The organism is Kribbella italica (genome assembly GCF_014205135.1).
In the GTDB taxonomy this organism is placed as follows: Bacteria; Actinomycetota; Actinomycetes; order Propionibacteriales; family Kribbellaceae; genus Kribbella; species Kribbella italica.
This window is the reverse complement of record NZ_JACHMY010000001.1, coordinates 2,439,793-2,465,284: the sequence shown is the minus strand read 5'-3', so window position 1 is coordinate 2,465,284 and position 25,492 is coordinate 2,439,793. Positions and strand designations below refer to the sequence as shown.

The 25,492-nt window shown below is 70.2% G+C and carries 24 protein-coding genes; 16 read left to right on the top strand and 8 right to left on the bottom strand.

Annotated features, from left to right (window positions below):
• The first annotated feature begins 11 nt into the window (after positions 1–11).
• The 7 genes from kdpB to HDA39_RS43155 all read left to right on the top strand — a co-directional run bounded on the left by kdpB (position 12) and on the right by HDA39_RS43155 (position 7,549).
• Entirely contained in the window at positions 12–2,081 is a 2,070-nt protein-coding gene (kdpB, locus tag HDA39_RS11500; protein WP_184805891.1) for a potassium-transporting ATPase subunit KdpB, read from the top strand.
• Between the two features lie 30 nt (positions 2,082–2,111).
• The gene (locus tag HDA39_RS11495; RefSeq protein ID WP_184795212.1) at positions 2,112–2,744 is read left to right on the top strand and encodes a potassium-transporting ATPase subunit C; all 633 of its coding nucleotides are present in this window, start codon (positions 2,112–2,114) and stop codon (positions 2,742–2,744) included.
• A 16-nt stretch (positions 2,745–2,760) separates the two neighbouring features.
• Positions 2,761–5,325, top strand: a complete 2,565-nt coding sequence (locus tag HDA39_RS11490) for a sensor histidine kinase (protein ID WP_184795211.1) — start codon at positions 2,761–2,763, stop codon at positions 5,323–5,325.
• On the top strand, positions 5,322–5,999 hold the full coding sequence (locus tag HDA39_RS11485; RefSeq protein ID WP_184795210.1) for a response regulator: 678 nt from the start codon (positions 5,322–5,324) through the stop codon (positions 5,997–5,999). Before HDA39_RS11490 ends, HDA39_RS11485 begins: the two co-directional genes overlap by 4 nt.
• A 22-nt stretch (positions 6,000–6,021) precedes the next feature.
• Entirely contained in the window at positions 6,022–7,038 is a 1,017-nt protein-coding gene (locus tag HDA39_RS11480) for a magnesium and cobalt transport protein CorA (protein WP_184795209.1), read from the top strand.
• Between the two features lie 120 nt (positions 7,039–7,158).
• Positions 7,159–7,428, top strand: coding sequence for an SAV_915 family protein (locus tag HDA39_RS11475; protein ID WP_184795208.1), 270 nt, complete (start codon positions 7,159–7,161; stop codon positions 7,426–7,428).
• Positions 7,418–7,549, top strand: coding sequence for a hypothetical protein (locus tag HDA39_RS43155; RefSeq protein ID WP_273481722.1), 132 nt, complete (start codon positions 7,418–7,420; stop codon positions 7,547–7,549). The genes HDA39_RS11475 and HDA39_RS43155 overlap by 11 nt, the downstream gene beginning before the upstream one ends.
• A gap of 5 nt (positions 7,550–7,554) precedes the next feature.
• On the opposite strand, the gene HDA39_RS11470 is transcribed toward HDA39_RS43155, so the two are convergent.
• Positions 7,555–8,409: a LysR family transcriptional regulator gene (locus tag HDA39_RS11470; protein ID WP_184795207.1), complete on the bottom strand. Its 855-nt coding sequence runs from the start codon at positions 8,407–8,409 to the stop codon at positions 7,555–7,557.
• 82 nt (positions 8,410–8,491) lie between these two features.
• Between HDA39_RS11470 and HDA39_RS11465 the strand changes: the two genes are divergently transcribed.
• The gene (locus tag HDA39_RS11465) at positions 8,492–9,400 is read left to right on the top strand and encodes an MBL fold metallo-hydrolase (RefSeq protein WP_184795206.1); all 909 of its coding nucleotides are present in this window, start codon (positions 8,492–8,494) and stop codon (positions 9,398–9,400) included.
• Between the two features lie 2 nt (positions 9,401–9,402).
• Here HDA39_RS11465 and HDA39_RS11460 read toward each other — a convergent pair whose 3' ends face one another.
• Positions 9,403–9,990: a M15 family metallopeptidase gene (locus tag HDA39_RS11460; protein ID WP_184795205.1), complete on the bottom strand. Its 588-nt coding sequence runs from the start codon at positions 9,988–9,990 to the stop codon at positions 9,403–9,405.
• A gap of 86 nt (positions 9,991–10,076) precedes the next feature.
• On the opposite strand from HDA39_RS11460, the gene HDA39_RS11455 reads away from it, so the two are divergent.
• Positions 10,077–10,751, top strand: coding sequence for a response regulator transcription factor (locus HDA39_RS11455; RefSeq protein WP_184795204.1), 675 nt, complete (start codon positions 10,077–10,079; stop codon positions 10,749–10,751).
• A 55-nt stretch (positions 10,752–10,806) separates the two neighbouring features.
• On the top strand, positions 10,807–11,862 hold the full coding sequence (locus HDA39_RS11450; protein WP_202892954.1) for a sensor histidine kinase: 1,056 nt from the start codon (positions 10,807–10,809) through the stop codon (positions 11,860–11,862).
• 39 nt (positions 11,863–11,901) lie between these two features.
• Here the strand turns inward: HDA39_RS11450 and HDA39_RS11445 are convergent, their stop codons facing one another.
• On the bottom strand, positions 11,902–12,312 hold the full coding sequence (locus tag HDA39_RS11445; protein WP_184795202.1) for a winged helix-turn-helix transcriptional regulator: 411 nt from the start codon (positions 12,310–12,312) through the stop codon (positions 11,902–11,904).
• Positions 12,313–12,371: 59 nt separating this feature from the next.
• Here HDA39_RS11445 and HDA39_RS11440 point away from each other — a divergent pair, with 59 nt between their 5' ends.
• A complete protein-coding gene (locus HDA39_RS11440; RefSeq protein ID WP_337925712.1) occupies positions 12,372–13,124 on the top strand; it encodes an alpha/beta fold hydrolase in 753 nt (250 codons plus the stop codon).
• Positions 13,125–13,145: 21 nt separating this feature from the next.
• Here the strand turns inward: HDA39_RS11440 and HDA39_RS11435 are convergent, their stop codons facing one another.
• Positions 13,146–14,006, bottom strand: coding sequence for a LysR family transcriptional regulator (locus tag HDA39_RS11435; protein ID WP_184795201.1), 861 nt, complete (start codon positions 14,004–14,006; stop codon positions 13,146–13,148).
• Between the two features lie 89 nt (positions 14,007–14,095).
• On the opposite strand from HDA39_RS11435, the gene HDA39_RS11430 reads away from it, so the two are divergent.
• Positions 14,096–14,995 (top strand): TIGR03564 family F420-dependent LLM class oxidoreductase, encoded by a 900-nt coding sequence (locus HDA39_RS11430; RefSeq protein ID WP_184795200.1) that lies wholly within the window; start codon positions 14,096–14,098, stop codon positions 14,993–14,995.
• A 5-nt stretch (positions 14,996–15,000) separates the two neighbouring features.
• On the opposite strand, the gene qcrB is transcribed toward HDA39_RS11430, so the two are convergent.
• Positions 15,001–16,383, bottom strand: a complete 1,383-nt coding sequence (qcrB, locus tag HDA39_RS11425; RefSeq protein ID WP_184795199.1) for a cytochrome bc1 complex cytochrome b subunit — start codon at positions 16,381–16,383, stop codon at positions 15,001–15,003.
• 200 nt (positions 16,384–16,583) lie between these two features.
• On the opposite strand from qcrB, the gene HDA39_RS11420 reads away from it, so the two are divergent.
• A complete protein-coding gene (locus tag HDA39_RS11420; protein WP_184795198.1) occupies positions 16,584–17,078 on the top strand; it encodes a SigE family RNA polymerase sigma factor in 495 nt (164 codons plus the stop codon).
• The gene (locus tag HDA39_RS11415) at positions 17,068–18,090 is read left to right on the top strand and encodes a hypothetical protein (protein WP_184795197.1); all 1,023 of its coding nucleotides are present in this window, start codon (positions 17,068–17,070) and stop codon (positions 18,088–18,090) included. The genes HDA39_RS11420 and HDA39_RS11415 overlap by 11 nt, the downstream gene beginning before the upstream one ends.
• 122 nt (positions 18,091–18,212) lie before the next feature.
• Here the strand turns inward: HDA39_RS11415 and HDA39_RS11410 are convergent, their stop codons facing one another.
• On the bottom strand, positions 18,213–19,580 hold the full coding sequence (locus HDA39_RS11410) for an MFS transporter (RefSeq protein ID WP_337925711.1): 1,368 nt from the start codon (positions 19,578–19,580) through the stop codon (positions 18,213–18,215).
• Between the two features lie 84 nt (positions 19,581–19,664).
• Between HDA39_RS11410 and HDA39_RS11405 the strand changes: the two genes are divergently transcribed.
• Positions 19,665–20,240 carry a TetR family transcriptional regulator gene (locus HDA39_RS11405; protein ID WP_184795196.1) on the top strand — a complete coding sequence of 192 codons (576 nt, stop codon included), beginning with the start codon at positions 19,665–19,667 and terminating at the stop codon, positions 20,238–20,240.
• Between the two features lie 34 nt (positions 20,241–20,274).
• Here the strand turns inward: HDA39_RS11405 and HDA39_RS11400 are convergent, their stop codons facing one another.
• Together HDA39_RS11400 and HDA39_RS11395 are read right to left on the bottom strand one after the other, a co-directional pair.
• Positions 20,275–23,697, bottom strand: a complete 3,423-nt coding sequence (locus tag HDA39_RS11400; protein WP_184795195.1) for a sugar-binding protein — start codon at positions 23,695–23,697, stop codon at positions 20,275–20,277.
• Positions 23,698–23,708: 11 nt separating this feature from the next.
• Positions 23,709–24,788, bottom strand: coding sequence for a LacI family DNA-binding transcriptional regulator (locus HDA39_RS11395; RefSeq protein WP_184795194.1), 1,080 nt, complete (start codon positions 24,786–24,788; stop codon positions 23,709–23,711).
• Positions 24,789–24,917: 129 nt separating this feature from the next.
• Between HDA39_RS11395 and HDA39_RS11390 the strand changes: the two genes are divergently transcribed.
• Positions 24,918–25,490, top strand: coding sequence for a GNAT family N-acetyltransferase (locus tag HDA39_RS11390; protein WP_184795193.1), 573 nt, complete (start codon positions 24,918–24,920; stop codon positions 25,488–25,490).
• The last annotated feature ends 2 nt before the right edge of the window (positions 25,491–25,492 follow it).

The following is a 25,492-nucleotide window of genomic DNA, read 5'->3' as shown; positions in this document are numbered from 1 at the left end:
CCACCCAGACCATGACCCCTTCTCCGGCCCCGGAGAAGACGGTCGAGAAGAAAGCGCCGTCGGGTCTGTTCGACCCGAAGATGCTGCTGACGTCGCTGCCGGACGCGGTGCGCAAGCTGGACCCACGGGTGATGGTGAAGAACCCGGTGATGTTCGTCGTCGAGGTGGGCGCGGTCGCGTCCACGGTGCTGGCCTTCACCGATTCGAGTGTTTTCGTCTGGTGGATCGTCGTCTGGCTCTGGCTGACGGTGATCTTCGCCAACCTGGCCGAGGCCGTGGCGGAAGGCCGGGGCAAGGCCCAGGCCGACACGCTCCGGCGCGCGAAGACGGAGACGACGGCCCGCCGGCTGACGGCCGACGGGTCCGAGGAAGACGTCCCGGCCACGGCGCTGCAGCTGGGCGACCGGGTGGTGGTCGAGGCCGGCCAGGTGATCCCGGGCGACGGCGACGTCGTCGAGGGAGTGGCCAGTGTCGACGAGTCGGCGATCACGGGTGAGTCCGCGCCGGTGATCCGCGAGTCCGGCGGTGACCGCAGCGCGGTGACCGGTGGCACGCGGGTGCTGTCGGACCGGATCGTCGTGAAGATCACGACCAGGCCGGGGGAGAGCTTCATCGACCGGATGATCGCGCTGGTCGAGGGTGCCTCGCGGCAGAAGACGCCGAACGAGATCGCGCTGAACATCCTGCTGGCCAGCCTGACCATCGTGTTCCTGATGGCCACGGTGACGCTGAAGCCGTTCGCGGCGTACGCCGGGACGGATCTGGGCATCGTCGTCCTGGTCGCGCTGCTGGTCTGCCTGATCCCGACCACGATCGGCGCGCTGCTGTCGGCGATCGGTATCGCGGGGATGGACCGGCTGGTGCAGCGCAACGTCCTCGCGATGTCGGGCCGTGCGGTCGAGGCGGCCGGTGACGTGAACACGTTGCTGCTGGACAAGACCGGCACGATCACCCTGGGCAACCGGCAGGCCTCGGAGTTCATCGCGCTGCCGGGAGTCGGCGAGACCGAGCTGGCCGACGCGGCGCAGCTGTCGAGCCTGGCCGACGAGACGCCGGAGGGCCGGTCGATCGTCGTCCTGGCCAAGAGCCGGTACGGGCTGCGCGAGCGGCACACCGGCGAGTTGCCGCACGCAACGTTCGTCGAGTTCACCGCGCAGACGCGGATGAGCGGCGTGGACGTCGACGGCCGGCAGGTGCGCAAGGGAGCCGCCGGCGCGGTGAACGCCTGGATCACGGAGCAGGGCGGTCGCTCCGACGCGGCGCTCGGTGAACTCGTGGACGGCATCTCGGCCTCCGGCGGTACGCCGCTGGTGGTTGCCGAGAGCAACGCCGACGGCGCACGGGCCCTGGGCGTCATCCACCTGAAGGACGTCGTCAAGGCGGGCATGCGGGAGCGGTTCGACCAGATGCGCGCGATGGGCATCCGGACCGTGATGATCACCGGCGACAACCAGCTGACCGCGAAGGCGATCGCCGAGGAGGCCGGGGTCGACGACTTCCTGGCCGAGGCGACGCCCGAGGACAAGATGGCGCTGATCAAGAAGGAGCAGGAGGGTGGACGGCTGGTCGCGATGACCGGTGACGGCACCAACGACGCGCCCGCGCTGGCCCAGGCCGACGTCGGCGTCGCGATGAACTCCGGGACGTCCGCGGCCAAGGAGGCCGGCAACATGGTCGACCTGGACTCCAACCCGACCAAGCTGATCGAGATCGTCGAGATCGGCAAGCAGCTGCTGATCACCCGGGGTTCGCTGACCACGTTCTCGATCGCGAACGACGTGGCCAAGTACTTCGCGATCCTGCCGGCGCTGTTCGCCGCGGCGTACCCGGGGCTGGACAAGCTGAACATCATGCAGCTGTCCTCGCCGGAGTCGGCGATCGTGTCGGCCATCGTGTTCAACGCGCTGGTGATCGTGGCGCTGGTCCCGCTGGCGCTGCGCGGCGTCCAGTACAAGCCGTCGTCGGCGTCCTCGATGCTGCGCCGCAACCTGCTGATCTACGGGCTCGGCGGCCTCGTCACCCCGTTCGTCGGGATCAAGCTCATCGACCTGCTGGTCTCGCTGATCCCCGGGATCGGCTGACCGTCATGACAATCAGAGAGGTCTACTGCAATGGCTAGCAATCTCCCCGGCTCCGTACGGCAGTTCGGGGTGGCGATCCGGGCGGTGGTGGTGTTCACCATCGGTCTCGGCATCGTGTACCCGCTGGCGATGACGGGTGCCGCGCAGGCCCTGTTCCACGGCAACGCGAACGGCTCGATCGTTCAGGTGGACGGCAAGGACGTCGGCTCGGACCTGATCGGTCAGGCCTACACCCGCGACACCGGCCAGAAGGACGAGGACGGCGAGCCGGTGATGGAGGCGGACCCGAAGTGGTTCCAGACCCGGCCGTCCGCGGTCGACTACGACGCGATGGGCAGCGCGGCCTCGCAGTACGGGCCGAACAACGCCGACCTGGTCAAGCTGATCGAGCAGCGCCGGGCCGATGTGGCCAAGCTGGAGGGCGTCAACCCGGCGCAGGTGCCGCCGGACGCCGTCACGGCCAGCGGCAGCGGGCTCGACCCGAGCATCAGCCCGGCGTACGCCGCGCTGCAGGTGCAGCGGGTCGCGCGGGAGCGTGGGCTCGACGTCGGCAAGGTCGAGCAGCTGGTGAAGGACAACACCAAGGGCCGCACGCTCGGGTTCCTGGGGGAGACCGCGGTGAACGTCGTGACGCTGAACCGCGATCTCGCCGGGCTGAGCTGACCGGGCTGTCCGATTCATGAGCAGGAGCGGCCGCGGGCGACTGCGGATCTATCTCGGGGCTGCCCCGGGCGTCGGGAAGACGTACAAGATGCTCGGCGAGGGGCAGCGCCGGGCGGCCCGTGACACCGATGTGGTGGTCGGCTTCGTGGAGACCCACGGCCGGCCCCACACCGACGCGATGCTCGACGGACTGGAGGTGGTACCGCGGCGGATCGTCGATCACCGCGGTGCCAGCTTCACCGAGTTCGACCTGGACGCCGTCCTGGCTCGCCGGCCGGACGTCGCCCTGGTCGACGAGCTGGCGCACACCAACATTCCGGGCAGCCGGAACAAGTTGCGCTGGCAGGACATCGACGAGTTGCTGAACGCCGGGATCGACGTGATCTCCACGGTCAACATCCAGCACCTGGAGTCGATCAACGACGTGGTCGAGAAGATCACCGGCGTCCCGCAGCGCGAGACGGTCCCGGATCGCGTGGTCCGGGCCGCGGACCAGATCGAGCTGGTCGACATGACACCCGAGGCGTTGCGGCGGCGGATGGCGCACGGCAACGTGTACGCCGCCGACAAGGTGGACGCTGCCCTGGGCAACTACTTCCGGGTGGGCAACCTGTCCGCCCTGCGCGAGCTGGCCCTGCTGTGGCTGGCGGACCGGGTCGACGCGGGGCTTCAGCAGTACCGCGAGCAGCACGACATCGAGACGACCTGGGAGGCGCGCGAGCGCGTCGTGGTCGCAGTCACCGGTGGGCCCGAGGGCGAGACGCTGATCCGGCGAGCAGCCCGGATCGCCGCCCGGTCGTCCGGCGGGGATCTGCTGGCTGTTCACGTCACGCGTTCTGATGGGTTGACCGGCGCGAGTCCGGCACGGCTGGCGCAGCAGCGTGAGCTGGTCGAGAGCCTCGGCGGCAGCTACCACCAGGTCGTGGGGGACGACATTCCGGAGGCCCTGCTCTCGTTCGCCCGGGCGGAGAACGCGACGCAGCTGGTGCTCGGCGGCAGCCGGAGGTCGCGGCTGCTCACGTCGCTGAGCGGTCCCGGCATCGGCGCCTCGACGATCCGGGACTCGGGCGACATCGACGTCCACATCGTCACGCACGCCGAGATCGGCCGCGGCCGGCTGCCGAGGCGCCAGGGGAGCCTGTCCCGGCGCCGCAAGATCTACGGGTTCGTCCTGGCCTGCGCGCTCCCGCTCCTGCTGGCGCTGCTGCTCGGTATCGGTGCGGACACCCTGAACCTGACCAGCGACGTGCTGGTCTTCCTGTTCGCCGTGGTCGTCGTGGCGCTGGTCGGCGGTCTGTGGCCGGCGATGCTGACCGCGATCGGCGGATCGCTGGTGCTGAACTACTTCTTCACGCCACCGACGCGCTCCTTCACCGTCGGCGAGCCGAACAACGTCCTCGCCCTGGCGATCTTCGTGCTGGTCGCCGCGATGGTCTCGTCGGTCGTCGACCGGGCGGCACGTCGTACCCGGCAGGCCGCGCGGTCCACCGCGGAGTCCGAGACGCTGGCCACATTGGCCGGGTCGGTCCTGCGCGGTGAGACCGCGTTGCCGGCGTTGCTCGAACGCGTTCGGGAGGCCTTCGGAATGACCAGCGCGTGCCTGATGGAACGGGTGGACGACGACGAGATGACCGAGATCTGGCGACCGATCGCCTCCGCCGGTACGCCGACCTGCCGCCGCCCCGAGGACGGTGACGCGGAGATCCCCGGGCGCGAAGATCTCGTGCTGGTGCTGCAGGGCCGGTCGCTGGCCGCCGACGAGCGCCGGCTGGTGGGAGCGTTCGCAGCGCACGCCGCCGCGCTGGTCGATCGGGCGCGGCTCAGCGAGGCCGCCGCCGAGGCGAAGCCGTTGGCCGAGGCCGACAAGGTCCGTACGGCGTTGTTGCGGGCCGTCGGCCACGATCTGCGGACTCCGTTGGCATCGGCGAAGGCCTCCGTGACGAGCCTGCGCAGTTCCGACGTCGACTGGAGCCCGGCCGAGCGGGACGAGTTGCTGGAGACGGCCGACGAATCCCTCGACCGGCTGAACCGCCTGGTCGACAACCTGCTCGACCTGAGCCGGCTGCAGGCCGGCGTACTGCCGGTCTTCCATCGACCGACGGCCCTCGACGAGATCGTGCCCGGCGTACTGGCCGAGCTCGGCGACGGTGGTCAGGTGCGGGTCGACATCCCGCAGAGTCTGCCGCTGATCGACGCCGATCCGGCCCTGCTGGAGCGGGTGATGGCGAACCTGCTCGCCAACGCGGTGCGGTACTCGCCGCCGGGCCGGCCGCCGTTGCTGTCGGCAAGTTCTTTGGGTGAGGTAGTGGAGATCCGCGTCGTCGATCGCGGGCCCGGTATCCCGCCGGCCGATCGCGGCCGGGTGTTCGCGCCGTTCCAGCGGCTCGGCGACACCGACAACTCGACCGGCGTCGGACTCGGCCTCGCGCTGGCGCGCGGGCTGACCGAGACGATGCACGGCACGGTCCAGCCCGAGGACACTCCCGGTGGCGGCCTGACGATGGTCGTGTCGATCCCGACGGCGAAGGCCGAGGGCGCGCCGGTGCCGGGCAGCAGAGAACGTTCGGAGGACAGCCTGTGACCAGGATTCTCGTGGTCGACGACGAACCGCAGATCATCAGAACCCTGCAGATCAACCTGAAAGCCCGCGGGTACGACGTCTACACCGCCGACCGCGGCGCGTCGGCGCTGTCGACGGCCGGCCAGCATCCGCCGGACCTCGTCGTCCTCGACCTGGGCCTGCCGGACTTCGACGGGGTCGACGTGATCCGCGGGCTGCGCGGCTGGACTTCGGCGCCGATCCTGGTGCTGTCCGGCCGGACCGACAGCAGCGACAAGGTGGAGGCGCTCGACGCTGGCGCGGACGACTACATGACCAAGCCGTTCGGCATCGACGAGCTGTTCGCGCGGTTGCGCGCCGTCCTGCGCCGCAGCAGCCTGACCCCGGACGAGCCGCAGTTCACGATCGGCACGCTGGAGGTCGACCTGGCGACCAAGAAGGTGCGCAAGGCAACGGGTGGGCTGATCCACCTGACGCCGACCGAGTGGCACCTGCTGGAGGTGCTGGCCCGCCATCCCGGCAAGCTGCTGTCCCAGCGCCAGCTGCTCACCGAGGTGTGGGGTCCGGGCTACGAGACCGCCAGCGGCAACCTGCGGTTCTACATGACGCAGCTGCGCCGCAAGCTCGAGCCGGACCCGGCCCGCCCGAAGTACCTGCTGAACGAACCCGGTATGGGTTACCGGTTCGAACCCTGAGCACCAGTGAGGAGCCGCCCGCATGGGTGTGGTGGACAACGCCGTGTACGTCGACGGGTGTCGCGACTGCGAACCCGACTCCCTGGAGGACACCTACGAGCTGCTGCGCGACCGGCACGGGATGGGCTGGATCGGCCTGTACCGGCCGGATCCGGGCGAGATCGCGTCGGTGGCCGAGGAGTTCGGGATCCACCGGCTGGCCGTCAACGACACGATCTCGGCGCATCAGCGCCCGAAGCTGGAGCGCTACGGCGACGTACTGTTCACCGTGCTCCGGCCGGCCCGCTACCTGGACGCGCTGGAGCAGGTGGAGTACGGCGAGCTGCACGTCTTCACCGGCAAGGATTTCGTCGTCACGATCCGGCACGCCGAGTCGCCCGACCTGGGCGCCGTACGGCAGCGGCTCGAGGCCTCGCCCGAGCTGCTGAAGCTCGGGCCGGAAGCGGTTCTCTACGCGATCCTCGACCAGGTGGTCGACGAGTACCAGCCGGTGGTCGACGGGCTGCAGAACGACGTCGACGAGATCGAGGACCAGGTCTTCAGCGGCGACCCGGACGTGTCGCGGCGGATCTACCAGCTGCTGCGGGAGGTGGTGAAGTTCGAGCGGGCCACCCAGCCGCTGCCGGCGATGATCGAGTCGCTGCGCGCCGGGTTCGACAAGTACGCCGTCGACGCCGAGCTGCGGCGGTACCTGCGGGACGTGGCCGACCACGTCGAGCGCGTCGTCGACCGGGTGGCCGGCTTCCGGGTGCTGCTGGTCAACATCATCGGGATCAACGCGACCGTGGTCGGGCAGCGGCAGAACGAGGAGACCCAGCGGCTGTCGGAGCTCAGCCTGCGGCAGAACGAGGAGGTCAAGCGGATCTCGTCGTGGGCCGCGATCCTGTTCGCCCCGACGTTCGTCGGCACCGTCTACGGGATGAACTTCACCCACATGCCCGAACTGAGCTGGCGGCTCGGCTACCCGCTCGCGGTGGCGTTGATGCTGCTGACCGGCGTTGTCCTGTACGTCGCGTTCAAGAAGCGGGGCTGGCTGTGAGAGAGCTGTACGAGGTCGGCCGGTCGGTGTGGGAGTGCTGTGAGAGCACGCCGTTCCGGGCGCCGCGCGGCCTAGCGTGAAGGGGTGAGTACATCCAAGGACGATCAGGTTCCGTTATTCGTGCCTACCCGGACCGCCGGAGCCCCCGACGTGGTGGCGCTCCAGCTCGGGCGGCGGCCCGACGGGGTCCGGGTAGGCATCGCGTTCAGCAGCCTGGCGCGGTTGCGGGCGGCGTCGGGTCCGCGGCAGGACTGGCTGCGGATCGGCGAGCCCGAGCTGCGCGGGCTGCTGGCGCAGCACGGCATCCACGTGATCCAGTTCGACGCCGTACTGGTCGGACCCGACGGAGGAGCAACTGCTCCGGAACTGGTGGGCTCCCATGGCCGTTGACCGTCACCACCCCAAGCCGCTGCCCGAACCCGCCAACCCCGAGCTGGTGGCGATCGTGCGGATCATCCTCGTCGTCGGCTTCCTGGCGCTGCTGCTCGGCGTACTGAACCACTTCGTCTGATCGGGTCAGTTCGCGTACGCCGTACGGGCGATCCGGACGAGGGACGGGATCAGCGGGTTGCTGCCGGAGTCCTTCCACGCGACGACGACCCGGCTGGCGGCGATGTCGTGCAACGGGACGATCGTGAGGCCGGGGGAGGGCGGCTCGTGCCGGAGCGGGGCCAGGCCGATCGTCCCGTTCCAGAGGACGGCTTGCAGGCATTCCTGGACGGTGCGGACGACCGGCCCCTGGCGGGGTGACCCGCCGGACCAGTAGCTCTGCCAGGTCGCGTCGGTGCCGTCGGGGAAGCGGAACCACTGGCGATCGGCGAGATCGGCCAGGGCGAGTTGGGCTCGTTGGGCCAGCGGGTCGTCGCTGCGCAGGACCACGCCCAGCGGGTCGGCGCGCAGGTCGTACGTCGTCAAGCCCGCGCGCTCGAAGGGCGCGCGGGTCAGGGCGACGTCGACCAGGCCGGCGCGGAGCCCGCAGGTCGGATCGGTCAGGTCGGTGTCGCGGATGCGGACCTCGACGTCCGGGTGCTTCCGGCTGAACTCCGCGGCGAGCCGGTTCGCGCCCTCGTCGGTGCTGTCGCCGAGGATGCCGATCGTGAGGCTCGCCGGCCCGGCTGCCGCGGCGACTCGGACGCGGACCTGGTCGGCTTGCTCGAGCAGCCGGCGCGCGTCGTCGAGCAGGACGGCACCGGCCGGGGTCAGTACGACGCCGGTGGACGACCGCTGCAGCAGCGTGGCACCGACCTCGGTCTCCAGCTGTTTGATCGCCCGGCTCAGCGGCGGCTGGCTCATGTGGAGCCGGCTCGCGGCCCGGCCGAAATGGAGCTCCTCGGCGACGGCCACGAAGTACCGCAGCTGACGAAGCTCCATGACCAGCGACGATACCCGGCCGGTATCGAGGCGACAGGATCGGTCTTGGACGCCGGTGGCCGCGGCCGGGTGGAATCGGCTCATGACCGAACTGAACCTGACCGACCCCGACCTGCCCGATCCCGAGGTGCGGGTGTCCGGCGCCCGCGAGGTCGCGCCCGACCTGGTGGTGATTCCGAACGACGGTGTCGAACTGGTGCCGAACATCGGGATCGTCGGCGGGAAGGACGCCGTACTGGTCGTCGAGACCGGGATCGGGGTGGCCAACGGGGAGGAGGTGCTCGCGTTCGCGGCCGAGGTCGCGAAGGGGCGTCGGCTGTACCTGACCACGACACACTTCCATCCGGAGCACGCGTTCGGCGCGCAGGTGTTCGCCGGGCGGGCGACGTACCTGGTCAACGACGCGCAGGCTGCTGACCTGGCGACGAAGGGGGCGGGCTACCTCGAGATGTTTCGCGGGTTCGGCGGACCGGTAGCGGATCGCCTCGACGGAGTGCAAGTGCCGACGCCGGACGTCGTGTACGGCGACCAGTACGAGCTGGATCTCGGTGGCCGGACCGTCCGGCTGCGGTCGACGGGTCGCGGACACACGAAGGGCGATCAGGTGGTCGAGGTGCCGGACGCCGGGGTGCTGTTCACCGGGGATCTGGCCGAGACCGGCCAGTTCGCGATCTTTCCCTGGTTCCCGCCGTACGACGTCGACGTGTCCGGCGTGGAGTGGCTTGCGGTGATGGATCGGCTGGCCGGGTCCGCGCCCGAGCTGGTGGTCCCAGGGCACGGCGATGTCGGGGGTCCGCGGATCCTCGCCGAGGTGCGGGACCACCTGCGCGAGCTCCGCGACGAGACGTGGCATCGTCGCGACTCCGCGGTCGAGCAGATCGTCGCCGAGGTGCGGGCGGTGCTGATCGACCGGCACCCCGATTGGAGCGGGCGGGAGTGGATCGCTCCCGGCGTGAGTTGCCTGTGCGCGGAGGTCGACCGGCTCGCCTGAGGTCACCGCGTCCGGGGATCGCGGGTGGGGTCGGCGTACCGGCGTGGGCAGCCGTCGTCGACCGCGTCGGGGCGTAGTTCGTAGTGCCACGGCTCGTTGCGGTAGATCTGGCACAGCCCGTACGCGGCGCCGTGCTTGGCGAGCCACGCCCTGGCATCGGACTTGCCGAGGTCGACGGCGTCCCCGGAGACGTGAGCGGACTTGTCGGGAGTCGCCACCCAGCGGGAGGCCTCCCGCAGCGAGCCGTACTTGTCGACCGCTTCGCGCAGCAGTCGCTCCTGGTACTCCGGAGAGCGCCAGCCGCTGTTGACGAAGAACTCGATGTCGTTGTCAGCGGCATCTTTCGCCGCCGCGCGCAGTGCCCGGAGCAGCTCGGGGTCGAGGTTGGTGACGCCGGGATGCTCCTCGTCGAACACGGTCACGCCGGCCGGGACAGTGCCGTCGGACGCGGCACTGTCGTGGCCCTGGACGACCTCGACGGAGGAGGACACCTGCCGGTAGGTGACGGTTCCGACGATCGCGGCGAGGACGAGCAGCGCGACGGCGTACCGTTTGACGGTCCTGGGAGTCGTTGGTGCGGTGTGGCCCATGCTGCCAGTCAAGGCAGTGCGGCGTTGCCGGCCCGTACGCCGTTTTCCATACGCCGACGACATGCACCGGCCCGTAGCATCGGGGCATGCGCGTGCTGGTGGTCGAGGACGAGCCCCTGATGGCGGAGGCGATTCGCACCGGGCTCCGGCTGGAAGCGATCGCGGCCGACATCGCCGGGGACGGCGACACCGCGCTGGAGCTGCTGAGCGTCAACGCCTACGACATCGCCGTGCTCGACCGCGACATCCCCGGGCCGTCCGGTGACGAGATCGCCGAGCGGATCGTTGCCTCGGGCAGCGGTCTGCCGATCCTGATGCTGACCGCCGCGAGCCGGCTCGACGACAAGGCCTCGGGGTTCGAGCTCGGCGCCGACGACTACCTCACCAAGCCGTTCGCGCTGCGGGAACTCGTACTCCGGCTGAGAGCTCTGGACCGGCGGCGGGCGCACAACCGGCCGCCGGTGCGGGAGATCGCGGGGCTGCGGGTGGATCCGTTCCGGCGTGAGGTCTACCGCGACGGCCGGTACGTCGCGCTGACGCGCAAGCAGTTCGCCGTACTGGAGGTGCTGGTGAACGCCGACGGAGGGGTGATCAGCGCCGAGGAGTTGCTGGAGCGGGCGTGGGACGAGAACGCCGATCCGGTCACCAACGCGGTGCGGATCACCGTGTCGGCGCTGCGCAAACGGCTCGGTGAGCCATGGATCATCGCGACCGAGCAGGGCGTCGGGTACCGCATCGACACCGGGGCCGATCGTGGCTAGGGAGCCCGGGTGGAGCGTTCGGCTCAGACTCACACTCAGCTACGCGGGGTTCCTGATGGTGGCGGGGTTCCTGCTGCTCGCGGTCGTGTGGTTGTTCCTGCTGCGGTACGTGCCCGAAGTGAGCGTCCGGGACCTGGAGAGAGCGGGGGTGTTCCGGCCGGCGTTGCCCAATCCGGATCGCTCCGACCTGCTGGCCGCGTTCGTGCCCAAGGCCGGGGTGATGATGACGGTGCTGCTGATCTTCGGGCTGGCCGGTGGGTGGATCCTGTCCGGCAGCATGCTCGGGCCGCTGACGCGGATCACCAACGCCACTCGCCTGGCCACGCACGGCTCGCTGTCGCACCGGATCCAGCTGGAAGGACGCGCGGACGAGTTCCGCGAGCTGGCCGACGCGTTCGACGCGATGCTCGAGCGGCTGGAGGCGCACGACGCCGAGCAGCGGCGCTTCGCGGCCAACGCGTCGCACGAGCTGCGGACGCCGTTGGCGATCACGCAGACGCTGCTCGAGGTCGCCCGCGAGGATCCGGACCACGACAGCGGCGAACTCGTCGAGCGCCTCCACCACGTCAACGCGCGGGCGATCGAGCTCACCGAAGCGCTGCTCCTGCTCAGCCGCGCCAACCAGGGGACCGTCGCCCGCCAACAGGTCGACCTTTCGCTGGCGGCCGAGGAGGCCGCGGAGACGCTGCTCCCGCTCGCCGAGGAACGCGGTGTCACCGTCGAGACCTCTGGCGACCTGGCGCCCACGCTCGGATCCCACGCGCTGCTGCTGCAGCTGACCACGAACCTGGTGCACAACGCGATCGTCCACAACCTGCCGGACGACGGCCTGGTGTGGGTCAGGACGCGCGTCAGCCCGAAGACCGTCGTACTCAGCGTCGAGAACACGGGCGAGCTGCTCACCCGTCAGCTGGTGTCGACTCTCACCGAGCCCTTCCAGCGCGGCACCCAACGCATCCGCACCGACCACGCGGGCGTCGGCCTCGGCCTGGCGATCGTCAAGAGCATCGCCCACGCCCACGCCGGAAACCTCACCCTCACCCCGCGCCCCGACGGCGGCCTGTGCGTGACGGTCTACCTCCCGGTCGCACCGCCCCCGCCCAGCAGCTGATCGGCGCTCCCGCCACGGGCGCCGCGCTCGCGGTTGGTACTACGCCTGGCGGGCGGTCTCTTGCCGGTGCTGGTCGATTTCGGACATGTGGGTCTCGGCCCAGTCGCGGAGGGCGGCCAGGGGTTCGTCGAGGGATCGGCCGAGCGGCGTCAGGGAGTAGTGCACGGCGGGTGGGACGGTCGGTTCGACCCGCCGTACGACGAGATGGTCGTCCTCGAGGCCGCGCAGGGTCTGGGTGAGCATCTTGGCGGAGACGCCGGGCGTGCGGCGCTTGAGGTCGGCGTAGCGCAACTCGCCCGCTTCCGCGAGGGTCTTGACGATCATCGCGACCCACTTGCTGCCGACCCGGTCGAGCAGGCGGCGGGTGGGGCACTCGGGGCTGAACAGGTCGCCGCGCGGGGAGGAGGTCACCTCGGGGTGACCAGGTGTCGTGGAAGTGCGATCTTCCATGCTGCCTCCAGGGTTTCTACCGTTGACCAGGTCACCAACGGTAACCGAGGAGGCGTCGAGTGATCGACACTGGGACTGGACCCGCGATCGTGCTGCTGCACGGATTCCCGCACACCCACCGGCTGTGGGAACGCGCCGCGCCGCGCCTTGCGGAGACGCACCGGGTGGTCGCCCCGGACCTCGTCGAGGGTGGGTCGGCGCTGGAACTCGCGGACCGGCTGGCGGACGTGCTCGACGGTCTCGGGATCGACCGGGCGACGGCGGTTGGGATCGACGCCGGAGTCCCGGCGGCGGTGGGGCTGGCGCTGAGGGGCCGGGTCGACAGGCTGGTCGTGATGGAGGCGGTCCTGCCGGGGGTTGCCGGAGCGGAAGACTTCCTGCGGGGCGGTCCGCCGTGGTGGTTCGGGTTCCATCAGGTGCCGGGGCTGGCGGAGGGCGTACTGGTTGGCCACGAGCGCGAGTACGTCGAGTGGTTCCTGCGGGCGGGAACCGCCGATGGCGAGGGCATCGGGGCCGAGCTGACCGACGCGTTCGCAACGGCGTACACAGGACGTACGGCGCTGGCGGGTGGGTTCGAGCACTATCGAGCAATGCCCCGTACGGCGAAGGAACTGGCGCAGCTGGACCGGCTGGAGTTGCCGGTGCTCGCCATCGGCGCGCATCCGGTCGGTCCGGCGCTGGGCGCCCAACTCGTTGCCCTCGCCAACGATCTCACCACGGTCCAGCTCGAGGACTGCGGCCACCTGATCCCGTTGGACGCTCCCGACCGGCTGCTCGACGTCCTGATCCCTTGGCTCGCCGAAGGGCTCTGAACCCCCGGCAGGACCCGCCCTTCAGCTGAAGGCGTTGATCAACGTGTCCAGGCAGGTCGGCGGACGGTCGGCGGACACGACGAGGTGACCGGGAACGGTGAGAGCAGGCGTGACGGGACCCATCCACAGCGCGTCCTCGGGACTCTCGCAGGCGGTCCCGTAGACGACGGTCCAGGCGGGCGTGCCGTTGGTCATCTCGACGACCGCGTCCTCGAAGCTGTCGATCGGGCGGCCGGGCAGCGGCTCGAATCCGGCCGTACGGCAGGCCTGGTGGATCGCGTCGTGGAGGGCGGGGTCGTCGGTCCTGGCCGGGAGGCGGAGGGGAAGCGCGGTGAGGTCGACGAGCTTCACCTGGTCGTCGGTGCGGTGGGTCGACGGAAGCAGCACGGACAGCGGCTCCTCCCACAACGGGACCGCGCGGAGTCCGCGGGAGGAGACGGGCCCGCGGACGAAGGCGACATCGAGCTCGCCGGTCCGGACGGCGTCGAGCTGCTGGGCCGGCGGGCGCGAGGTGAGCTGGATCTCGATGCCGGGGGAAGCGGATCGCAGGGTGGCGAGCCCGCGTTCGAGCCGGTCGCGCAGGCCGGGGCTGGTGCCGATGCGGAAGACGCCGGCCTGTCCGGCGGCGAGTTCGGCCGCGACGGTGCCGGCGTGGTCCGCGGCAGCGAGCACGGCGCGGGCCTCGCGGAGCATGCGTACGCCGTCGCCGGTCAGGGTGACCCGGCGCGAGGACCGGTCGAACAGGCGCAGCCCGAGCTCGCGTTCGAGCCGGGCGACCTGCTGACTGACGGCCGGCTGGACGATCGCGAGGCGCTCGGCGGCCTTGCCGAAGTGCAGTTCCTCGGCGACCGTGACGAAGTACCTCAGCTGCCGCAGTTCCATCGGACCTCCCGCGATCGATCACGAAAGCTTATCGCTGCGCGGGTCGGCCGACCCTTGGTCGGGCGCCACGCCGTGCGTTGACTGGAGACATGAGAATCGGACTGTGGATCCAGGACGAGGCCCGCACGATCGAGGAGATCGCGATCGACGCGCGGGCCGCCGAGGACAGCGGCGTCAGCCGGATCTGGTGCAGTCAGCGGACCGGCTGGGACGCGCTGACCCTGATCGCCGCGCTCGGCCCGCACGCCTCCCGCATCCAGTACGCGGTCGGCGTCGTACCGGTCTATCCGCGGCACCCGTTGGCCCTGGCGGCGCAGGCGCTCAGCGTGCAGGCGGCGACCGGCAACCGGCTCACGCTGGGCATCGGGTCCAGTCATCCGGTGATCGTCGAAGGCCAGTACGGCCTCTCGATGAAGCAGCCGGCCAAGTACATGCGCGAGTACGTCGAAACGCTGGCGCCGCTGGTGCGCGGAGAGCCGGTCGACCACCACGGCGACCTGCTGACGGCGGCGGGACAGGTCAGCGTTGCGGGAGCGGTACCGCCCGAACTCATCCTCGCGGCGCTCGGCCCCCGGATGCTGGCGATCGCGGGTGAGCTGGCCGACGGGACGGTGACGAGCTGGGCCGGGCCGGAGGTGATCGGCGACTACGTGCGGCCGACGATCGACAAGGCGGCGGGGAGCCGGCCGTCGGCGCAGGTGATCGCGTGCGTCTGCGTCGCGGTGACGGATGATCCGGACGGCGCGCGGGGGTGGATCAAGGAGCACTACGGGGTGGCGGGATCGCTTCCGGCGTACCGGGCGATCCTCGATCGCGGCGCGGCGAACGGACCCGAGGACACTGCGGTCGTGGGGGACGAGGACGAGGTCGCGCGGCAGCTGCGGCGGTTCGCCGAGGCCGGTACGACGGAGTTCATGGTGGCGCCGGTCGGTACGGCGCAGGAGCGGGCGCGCACGATCGCGTTCACGCACGCCGTGGCCGCCGGCTGAAGGGCTCAGGGTTTCCTCTCCTGGGGGTGGCTGCCGACGAGTTGGTAGCGGCGGTAGGCGTCGAGGGGGCGGTGCTTCTCGACGTACCCACCGTTCGGAGTGCGCATCATCTGGCCGGTCTCGAGGCCGGTGGTGGCGATCTGGAGGTCCCGGTCCTGCAGGCCGAGGCAGATGCGGCGGGCGATGGCGAAGCCTGCGGGTGGGCCGAGGATCAGGAGGACCTGGAAGGCGTGCAGCAGGGCGTTGACGGAGAGGTGGAACTGGATGGCGATGGTGTCCGCGCTGGCCGCGGCCCAGAGGACGCCGTAGAAGGTCATACCCGCGACGCCGATGCCGGTGCGGATCGGGTTGAAGCGCGGCCGCTCGAGGAGGTGATGGTTCCGGTGGTCGCGGGTGAACCGCTCTTCGATGAAGGGGTAGACGGCAACGAGTGCGAGGAACAACGTGCAGGCGGCGACCGGCAGCAGGACTGCCACGGTGACGGTCCTGCCCCACAGGACGAACTCCCAGCCGGGCGCGAGCCGGAGCGAGCCGTCGAGGAAGGCGAGGTACCAGGCCGGGCCGACTCCGGCGGAGGCGTTCGCCGGGTCGGCGGGGCCGTACAGCCAGATCGGGTTGATGGTGGCCGTCGCAGCCAGCAAGAGCGCGACCGCCGCGACGAAGCAGAACAGCCCGACACTCTTGACCGCGGCGACGGAGCCTCGGTGGCCGACGACGTTGTTCTCCGTGCGTCCAGGGCCGGCGTACTGCGCGGGCCGGTGCTTGAGCGCGAGGACCGCGCCGGCCACGAAGAGGACGACCAGTACGGCGGGCAGGACGTAGACGTGCAACGGGTAGAACCACGCGATCACGTCGCCCGGGAACTGCCCGCCGAACAGCAGCTCCGAGACGGCCGTGCCGACGAACGGCGTCGCTTTCAGGACACCGTCGAGTACGGCGAGGCTCATGCCGGACGCTAGGTCGTCGGGGAGCGAGGTGCCGGTGAGGGCCGCGCCCAGCATGGTGACGAGCAGGCCGAAGACCACGAACCACGCCAGGCGGCGCGGCCGGCGGAACCCACCGGTGAAGAACAGCCGCAGCAGGTGCAGCGTGATCGACGCCACCATCAGCAGCGTGGCCCAGTGATGAACCTGCCTCGCCAGCAACCCACCACGGACCTCGAAGCTGAGCTGGAGTGTGGAGTCCAGGGCCCGCGACATGTGGACACCGCGCAGCGGTGCGTACGGGCCGTCGTACACGACGTGCTCGACGGACGGGTCGTAGTACACCATCAGCACGAGGCCGCTGAGCACGATCACCACGAAGCTGTAGAAGGCGATCTGCCCGAACAACAACGACCACTGGTCGGGAAACACCCTGGCTCGCAGCTTGTCCAACGGACGGTCCATGACTCGCCCTCCCTGTCCTCCTGCTCGGCGCTCTTACCCGTATGACCCCACAGCCGCCCCGACTGTGACGCCCCGTGGCGCACCTCACGCCCGCGTGGCGCTGCATGATGTCTTCCGCCGGTCGCACAACAGATCAGCGGAACGCCGCGTCTTCAGGGGGACAGGCCGCGTTCCGCCGGCCTCTGACCAGGGAGTGCTCCTTGACCTTCGACGAATGGACCCATCGGGGCCTGCCGGCGTTGTTGCGCTTCGCGACCGTGCTGTGCGGCAGCCCGCACCTCGCGGAGGACGTCGTGCAGGAGGCACTCCTGAAGGCTCACCGGAAGTGGGAGCGGGTCGGCCAGGCGGACAGCATCGACGCGTACGTCCGGCGGATGGTGGTGAACGAGTTCTTGTCCTGGCGCCGGAAGTGGTCGCGGATCGTTCCGCGACCGGAGATCCGGGTGGACGAGACGGCGCCGGACCACGCGAACCAGCACGCCGATCGTGACGAACTGATCGCGCGACTGGCCAAGCTGCCTGCTCGGCAGCGGGCGGTCCTGGTCCTGCGGTACTACGGCGGTCAGTCCGACCAGGAGATCGCCGAGACTCTCGGCTGTTCCGCGGGCACCGTGCGTGGCTACGCGTCACGCGCCCTGGCCACCTTGCGAGTCGAACTCACTCCCACTCTCACCGGAGCCCACCATGCGTACTGAACACGATCTGCGCGATGCCTTCGACCACCTCGCGACCTCGGCCCCACACCCCGACGACATCCTGGCGAACCTGCCCAGCACCAGCCGCCGCCCGGTACGACGCGGCCGGACGCCGATGGTCGTCGGGGTCGTCCTCGCCACCGCGGCAGCCGCGGTCGCCATCCCATTGGTAGGGCAGGCCCGGCAGTCCGCGCCACCAGTGGCGGCGGAGCCACCGGCGACGAACCCCTGGTTCACCGGCATCACCGTCGACCTGCTGCCGGGGATGCGCTACAGCACGCAAGGCATCACCAGCACCGGGGATCACTCCGTCCTGATCGACACCGGCCGGCCGGAGCCGCGCTGCGGCGTCACGCGGTACCGTCCTGGCGGTTTCGACGTGAAGCAGATCCCGGCGGGCGCGACTCCGATCACCGTCGGGCAGAGCCGCGGCTTCCAGTACGGATCGGGCAAGAACCCCGACGGCACGCTCCGGCAGGGCGCGGTCGTCTGGTCGTACGCCGAGAACTCCTGGGCCCGCAGTGAGTGCACCAAGCCCACCACCTTCGAGTTCGACGCCGGCCAGTCGCTCGAGATCGCGCGGCGGTCCGTCTTCGGCCGGGCCGTGCTGCCCTCGCCGCTGCGCCTCACCTATCTGCCGGCCGGGTTCCGTCCGACCGGAGTGTCGGTGATCCGCCAGGATCCGCACCTGGCTGGCGTTCCGAAGCGGTTCGGTGTGTACGCGGCGAAGGGCGCGCCGGTGCCAGGGGTCGTCACCGCGGACAAGGACCAGGGGATCCGGATCGAGTACAGCGTGACCTCGCTCGCCGCGCCGTCGGGTACGACGTACCAGGTGGTCCACAGCCGGCCCGAGCTCGTCGTCACCGGCAACGGGTTCAAGCTCGTCATCAGCGTGCCGGCCACCCTGGCCGACGGCCGCGCCGAATTGGACAAGATCGCCGCGAACCTCGATCGCGCTCCGGTGCCGACCGATCCCCGCACCTGGTTCGACGCGGCCACCGCCCTTCCCTGACGCCGTCGCCAGGGCGCCCGGTTCTCCCGGGCGCCCCCTGGCGACGTCAGGGTGGAGGTCAGGTGGTGCGGTGGACTTCGTCCGCAAGCACGACGCTCCGGCCGCCTGAGCCGTCGGCCGGGTCAGGTGGTCGGTTTGGGCGAGGGGACGAGCAGGAGTGCGAGTACGGCGGTGACCGCGGCGGTGATGGCGGCGAAGGTGTAGCCCCTGGTGAAGCCGGTGGTGGTGGCGCCGGTGAGGCTGGCGGCGGCGAGGCTGGAGACGACGGCGACGCCGAGGGCGGCGCCGAACTCGTGGAAGGTGCTGAGGAGGCCGGAGGCGGTGCCGGCCTCGTGGTGGCCGATCTGGGAGAGCGTGGTCACCGACGAGGCGACGAAGGCCGCGCCGATCCCGGCGGCGCCGATGCTGATGCCGGCCACGACGGCGACCGGGCCGTCCCAGAGTGCGGCGACCGCCGTACCGGCCGCGGCGATCAGCAGGCTGGTCACCGCGACCTTGCGGACGCCCGCGCCGCCGATGGCGCGGCCGGCCAACTGGGCGCCGAGGATTGTCGCCACGGCCACCGGGAGGAACAGCAGGCCGGTCCGCAGGGCGCCGTAGCCCTGGTGGTGCTGGAGGTAGAACGAGCCGAGGAAGAAGACCGCGATCATCAACGCCGTCGCGACCAGGATCAGGAGCGTACCCGTGGCCACCGGGCGGCGGGTCAGGATCCGCAGGTCCATCAAGGGCGACTTGCTGGCGCGCTGCACCAGCGCGAACACGGCGTACAGAACGATCGCACCCGCGAGGGTTCCGAGCGTCCGGCCGCTGAGCCAGCCCCGGTCGCCCGCGTTGATCAGCGCGTAGATCGCCGTACCGGTCCCGGCGGTCACCAGAAGCGCACCCGGTACGTCGAGCCGGGCTCGCTGGCCTGTCGGCAGGTCACCGCGCAGCGTCCGGCTCAGTACGACGAACACGGCGATGCCGATCGGGACGTTGATGTAGAACACCCACTGCCAGCCCGGCCCCGCGGTCAGCAGCCCGCCGAGCAGTACGCCGATCGCCGAACCGCCGCCACCCAGGGCGGACCAGATCCCCAGCGCCTTGTTGCGTTCCTCGCCCTCGAACGTCTTGGTCACCACCGACAGCGCGGCCGGCGACAGCATCGCCGCACCGATGCCTTGGGCAACTCGGCCCGCGATCACCGTGGTGGCGTTGTCGGCCAGGCCCGTGACCAGCGACGCCACGGTGAACACGAGCAGCCCGGTGAGCACCACCCGGCGGGCGCCGAACAGGTCCGCCGCCCGGCCACCGAGCAGCATCAGCCCGCCGAACATCAAGGTGTACGCGCTGACGACCCAGGTCAGGGTGTCGCGCGCGAGGCCGAGGTCGGTGCCGATGTGCGGCAGCGCGATCGCGACCACGGTCACGTCCAGGATCAGCATGAACTGGGCGACGCCCAGCACCGCCAGCAGGCGCCAGCGGCGGGGATCGGCGATCTGCTCCGCCACGAGATTCTCCAAATCCGAACAGTGGTGTACGAGTTAGGTGCGCTACAGTAACTCGTACACCGGTGTTCGACAAGAGGAGATGGTGTGACCGCGACTCCGACCAGACGAGCCGACGCGCAGCGCAGTATCGAGGCGATCCTCGAGGCCGCGATCCGTTCGCTGGGCCGGAACCCGGAGGCCAGCGTCAGCGAGATCGCCAAGGCGGCCGGCGTCGGGCGGGTCACCGTCTACGGTCATTTCCCGAACCGCGCCGACCTGATCGAGGCCGCGATGACGCGCGCCATCGCCGACGGTCACGCCGGGCTGGAGGCGGTGGACCTGTCCGGCGATCCGCGCGACGCGCTCGCCCGCCTGATCGACTCGAGCTGGCAGCTGGTGAACCAGTCGCGCTCACTGCTGATCGCGGCTCAGGACGTTCTCCCGCCCCGCAGGATCCGCGAGCTGCACGCCGGTCCGGCCGAGCGGATGGAGCGCTTGGTCGAGCGCGGCCGCGACGAAGGTGTGTTCCGCACCGACCTGGCCACCGCGTGGCTGGTCGCGGTCCTGCACAGCGTCATGCACGGCGCCGCCGACGAGATCGCCGCAGGCCGGTTGACGGCTGACGAGGCGGCCGGTCACATCACAGCCACCGTGCTCGCGGCCTTCACGCCGCCGAGCTGAAGGGCGCCCGGTCTTACCGGACGCCCTTCATCGTCTACAGCGCGCGACGCAAGGTGATCGTCACGTGCCTCGTCCCGGACGGCAGCCGGACCTTGCCGGCCGCCTGATCGACAGTGGCGCCCTTGACCGACACCTGAGCAACGTTGTTCCTCAAACCCGGCAGTTCCACGCTGTACGCCGAAACGTCCCGCACGTCGCCGCTCAGCTGGATCGTCACCCGCTTGCCGGATGTCGTCAGCCGGTAGCCGATCCGGCCGCCGTTCGTGACCGGGTAGCGATCCAGCCCGATCTTCTGCCGGCTGCGGATCCACTCGTTCGGCACCCCACGCCCGATGATCACAGTCCCGTCGGCTTTCTCGGCGATCAGCGAGTCGAACAGCACCTTGGTCGCGGTCGACTGTCCCCACATGTGCTGGTTCGAGCCGCCACCGCCGCGGGCGTGGTCGATGTCCCACGGCGAGCTGGCGCTCGGGTAGTCGACGCCTTCCCACCAGCCGAACGGCCCACTCATCGTCTTGTCGATCATGTACTGGTACGCCTTGATCCCGAGATCGCGGTACTGCTCACCCCGCAGCGCGGCGCTGCCGTACCCGGCGTTGTAGGCACTGGAGTAGTACCCGTGCGGATAACCGCCGAAGTTGTAGATCGACTCCGACACCCCCGCCCGCCGTTCGAACCCGTGCGTGTACGTGTCGTCGATCTTGTCGAACATCGTCCCGGTCTGCCGCGCGCCGAACAGGTACCCGTCCCACGCCCACCGGCCGAACAGGAACATCGACGCCCAGTTCGCGTCCCGGGGATCCTTGCGCGGCCCGGTCTCGTTGGGTTCCACCATCGAGATCGGCAGGTAGTCGAGGTCGTACTGCGCCATCGTCTGCTCGATCCGCGCGGTCGCGACCTTCAGCAAATCGTCGTACTCGGCCTTGGCCCAGGCCGCCTCCTGCGTCTCGCCGAGCGCGTTCGCGAGATACCGGTACGTCGTGAGGCCGGCCAGCGCGGACCAGTTGTCGATCGTCCAGTAGCCGAGCGAGTCGATCGCGACGGTCTGCTTGATGATCCCTGTGCCGCCGTCGATCCGGTCGGTCTCGACCGTGTGGGTGTTCTTCTTGATCGTCTCGAACTGCTGCCGGACGAACGCCTTGTCGCCGGTGCGCTGCAGGTAGAGCGCGTACGGCCAGCTGTACTTCCACTTGGCGTCGTCGTACTGGAGCTGGGCCGGCAGCGTCGCCAGGTAGTCCTTCGCGTAGGTGAAGTCGCCGATCGTGAGCAGCGTGGCGACGATGCCGATCGTGTCGTGGTCGAACATCTCGTCGTAGCCGTTCTCGCCGACGTGCAGCTCCTTCTTTCCCGCGATGTCGTCGCGGATGATCAGCGTGTAGATGTACCCGGCCTTGTACGCGTTGACGAGCCGCTGGTCCGGCAGGTCGGTGATGTTCGCGATGGCCGACAGCCGCGAGTTCCAGTAGCCGCGCATGTGGGCGTAGTGCTGGTCGAACCCACCGAGCTTGCGCAGCTGGGTCGCACTCGGCCACTCGTACGTCGCACCGAACCGATCGGCGGCGACGGCATAGTCCCGGACGACGGTCTTGCGGGCGCCGATGGTCGTCACGGCCGGCTCGGCCGCGGCGTTCAAAGGCGTCAGCAGGCTGGACACGCGGGGGAGTCGAGCCTGCGCCGCGGTCGTGTTGGTGACGGTCATCCGCGAGTAGGCGACCTCGAAGCGGTTGCCTCCGACAACGACCAGGTCGGCGAAGTTCTCCACCGTGACCTTCAGGCCGTCCTTCGCGTACTCGCTGACGAACGCCGGCAGGTAGCCCTCGGCGTTGGTCCACTTGATCTTGCCCGGGATGTTCGCGACGCCGAACGTGATCATCGCGTCGCCCCGGCTGCGCAGCTTGTAGCTGCCGTCGATGAACGCGATCGGCGCGTGGAGGTCGCCCTCCCAGCCGAACGACGAGGTGAGGCCGGGGTTCGTCACGCTGGTGTACTCGGCACCGGCCGCGGAGGCGACGGCGTCGTCGTACGCGGCGCGAAGCAGGACGTAGGCCAGGCGGAGCTGGTCCCGCTGCGCGGAACTGTCGGCGAGCGTCGCCTTCGCGGAGGCGACCTCGTCGGTGAGTTGCCGTTGCGCGGCGTCGCCCGCGTTGACCAGATCGGCGGCCGCGATGCGGCCGAGCAGCGACGTCGTCAGCCTGCGAAACCCGTCGGCGGAGGCATCCGCAACTGTCACACCGGCGAGCGTCACGTTGCCGGACGGGTCGGTCTTCCGGTTCAGCTGCGTGCTGATCCGGGCGGAGTCGCCGGCGCCGAGCGTGAGCTCGAACAGCCGCGTCACCGACGGGCCGTTGCTGACCAGGTCCGAGCTCACGTACGCCGGAGAGCCGTTGACGGACACCGAGACCGTCGCCGACGCCCGCCACACGCCCGACACGAACCGGATCGTTCGCGGGTTCGGGGCCGCCGCGACGGTGAGGTCGTAGCCGTACGGGCCGGTGAGGTCGACGTCCGGATCGGTGCCGTTGGCAAAGAAGATGCCGCCGGCGCGGGTGGCCGGCTGCGTCGTGGCCGGCGTGCCGTTGGTCCACGAGTAGCTGACCGGGTTGTCGTTCTGCGCCCCGATCTCGGCGCCCTGCTGACGGTTCGTCACTGCCAGGCTCGCTGGTCCGCCGGCCTTGCGGTTGATCGTCGCCCCGTTCAGGTGCAGCCAGTCGTCAGGCCCGTCGGCGGTCAGGTCGAGAGCGGCCGGGACCGCGGTCGACGTGAAGGTCTGCTCCGGTGAGAGTGCCACGGCGGACAGCGAGAGGTTCCCGTTCGCCGTGAGCTTCTCGGTGAACTTCGTGGTGATGACGACCCCTTCACCAGGGCGGATCGTCACCGTGTACCGCTTGGCCGCCGCGGTGCCGCTCGCGCCGATCGAGGTCGCGTACGGCGTACCGTCTCCGTCGGCCGCGGCGACGGTGACCGTGCCGCGGGCCTGCCAGATGCCACCGACGACCACGAGGCGGCGGACCGAGTCCGCGGCGGGGACGGTGATCCGGTAGCCGGCGTCGTGCCCGGTCGTCGGGCCGACGGTCGTGTCGTCGTAGTGGAAGACGCCACCGGTGGTGACACCGGCAGTCGACGAGGTGGTCGTTCCGTCGGACCACCGGAACGCCAGCGGGCTGTCGCCGAGCGTGGTCCGGCCGGCGGCGGGGTTCAGGTCGTCCACGGTGATGGAAGGCGTGACGGCGGCCTTGCGCTCGATGGCGTCGCCGGTCACGTGGACCCAGTCCTGCGCGCCGTACGTGGTCAGGTCCATCACGCCCGCGGAGGCGGTGCCGCCGGCGAGGTTCTCGGTGGTCACGACGAACGGGTCGGCGGGCGGGGGCGCGGCTGGTGCTGCTGGCAACGAAACGATTGCGGGCAGCAGCAGCGCTCCCGCGACGACGGCTACGAACAGCCTGGGTCGGGGCCTCATCTTGTGTCCCTTCAGGGTGTTGCTGTGGACGGGCGTGGTCCTGGCAGGCTGGATCCCCGGACGATCAGGTCCGGCTGCAGCAGGACGTGCTGGGGCTCGCGGGGATCGCCCGCGATCAGGTTCTCGACCGCCTGGATCAGCTGGCGGCCGACCACGTCGATCGGCTGGCGCAGCGTGGTCAGGCCGGGGCTGACCAGAGCAGCGGTGGGGGAGTCGTCGAAGCCGGTGACGGCCACCTCGACGCCTGGCCGCAGCCCTCGCTCGTGCAGGGCCCGCAGTACGCCGAGCGCGAGGGTGTCGGACGCGCAGACCAGCGCGGTCGCGGGCTGCGGCGCGTCGAGCATGCGGTGCGCGGCCTGGCGGCCGTCCTCGAGCGTGTCGGCGACCGCTGCCTGCAGGTCGGTCTCCAGTCCTCGCTCACGGCACGCTTCGAGCCAGCCCTCCCGGCGTTCCTGCCCGATCTCCGACTCGGCGAGCCAGCCGACGTGACCGATCCGGCGGTGTCCCTGCGCCGCGACGTGCTCGGTCGCGGCCCGGGTCCCCGCGCGGCCGTCGACGTCCACCCAGGCGAGCGAGTCGTCACCGTCCCAGGACCGGCCGAACGTCGCGAACGGCACGCCCCACGACCGGAGCGCGGCGATCCGGTCGTCGTTGCGATGGGTCTCGGCCAGTACGAACGCGTCGACGGGCGTCTTCTTCAGCAGGTCCCGGTACGCCTTGATCTCCTCGGTCGAGCCTTCGCCCTCGGCGTGGCACAGGATCAGGTGGTACCCGGCCTCGACCGCCGAGCGGTTGAGCGCGTACAGGAACTCGTCCATCAGCAGCGAGGCCTTGTCCGGGCGCGACGGCCGGACCTTGAAGGCGATCAGGTGCGAGCTGCGGTTGCGCAGCGCCCGCGCCGAGAGGTTCGGCTCGTACCCCAGTTCGGCCACGGTCGCGAGGATCCGCTCCAGCGTCGCCGGCGCCAGCCGGTCCGGGTTGTTGAGCGCGTTGGAGACCGACTGCGCCGAGACCCCGGCCCGCTGCGCCACCTGGCTGAGCGTGACGTGCCCGTGCGGCACGGGCCCCCGGCTGACCGGCTGGGATTCCATCGGCGCCTCCACCAGAGCGTATTAACGTTAAAGTTCACCGCACGCTACTGACCACTCCGTACGCCGTCAAGAGCGTAAGTCGAGGCTTTTAACGCTAGAACTGTCAGTCGGTCATGACATCGTGGCGCGATGGTGATCGAGATTCGGCCGGCAGTGGAGTTCGAGGACGTCCGAGCGGTGCTCGGCCCGAAGTCGCCGACGTCGAACGTGTGCTGGTGCCTGAGCTACCGGATCCCGTCGAAGCTCAACAACGAGCTGCAGGGTCCGGCCCGGGGTGAGTACGTCGCCGAGCTGTGCAAGGCCGAGCCGGCCCCCGGCGTCCTGGCGTACGACGGGGAGACGCCGGTCGGCTGGGCGGCGATCGCGCCCCGGTCCGAGACGTCGTTCGCCCGGAACCGGAAGATCCCGCACGTCGACGACCTGCCGGTCTGGTCGCTGTGGTGCGTCCGCGTCCGGCCCGGTCACCGCAAGCAGGGCATCTCGCACAGCCTGATCACCGGCGCCGCCGAGTTCGCCCGGGAGCAGGGCGCGCCGATCGTCGAGGCCTACCCGCTGGACAACGGCGACGTGAAGGTCGACCTGACCATGGCGTACGCCGGCCTCCGCAAGAACTTCGAACGCGCCGGCTTCACCAAGGTCGCCGACACCGACTCGGTCCTGGCCCGCCACCCGCGCGTGCTGATGCGCCTCGACCTGCGCTGACC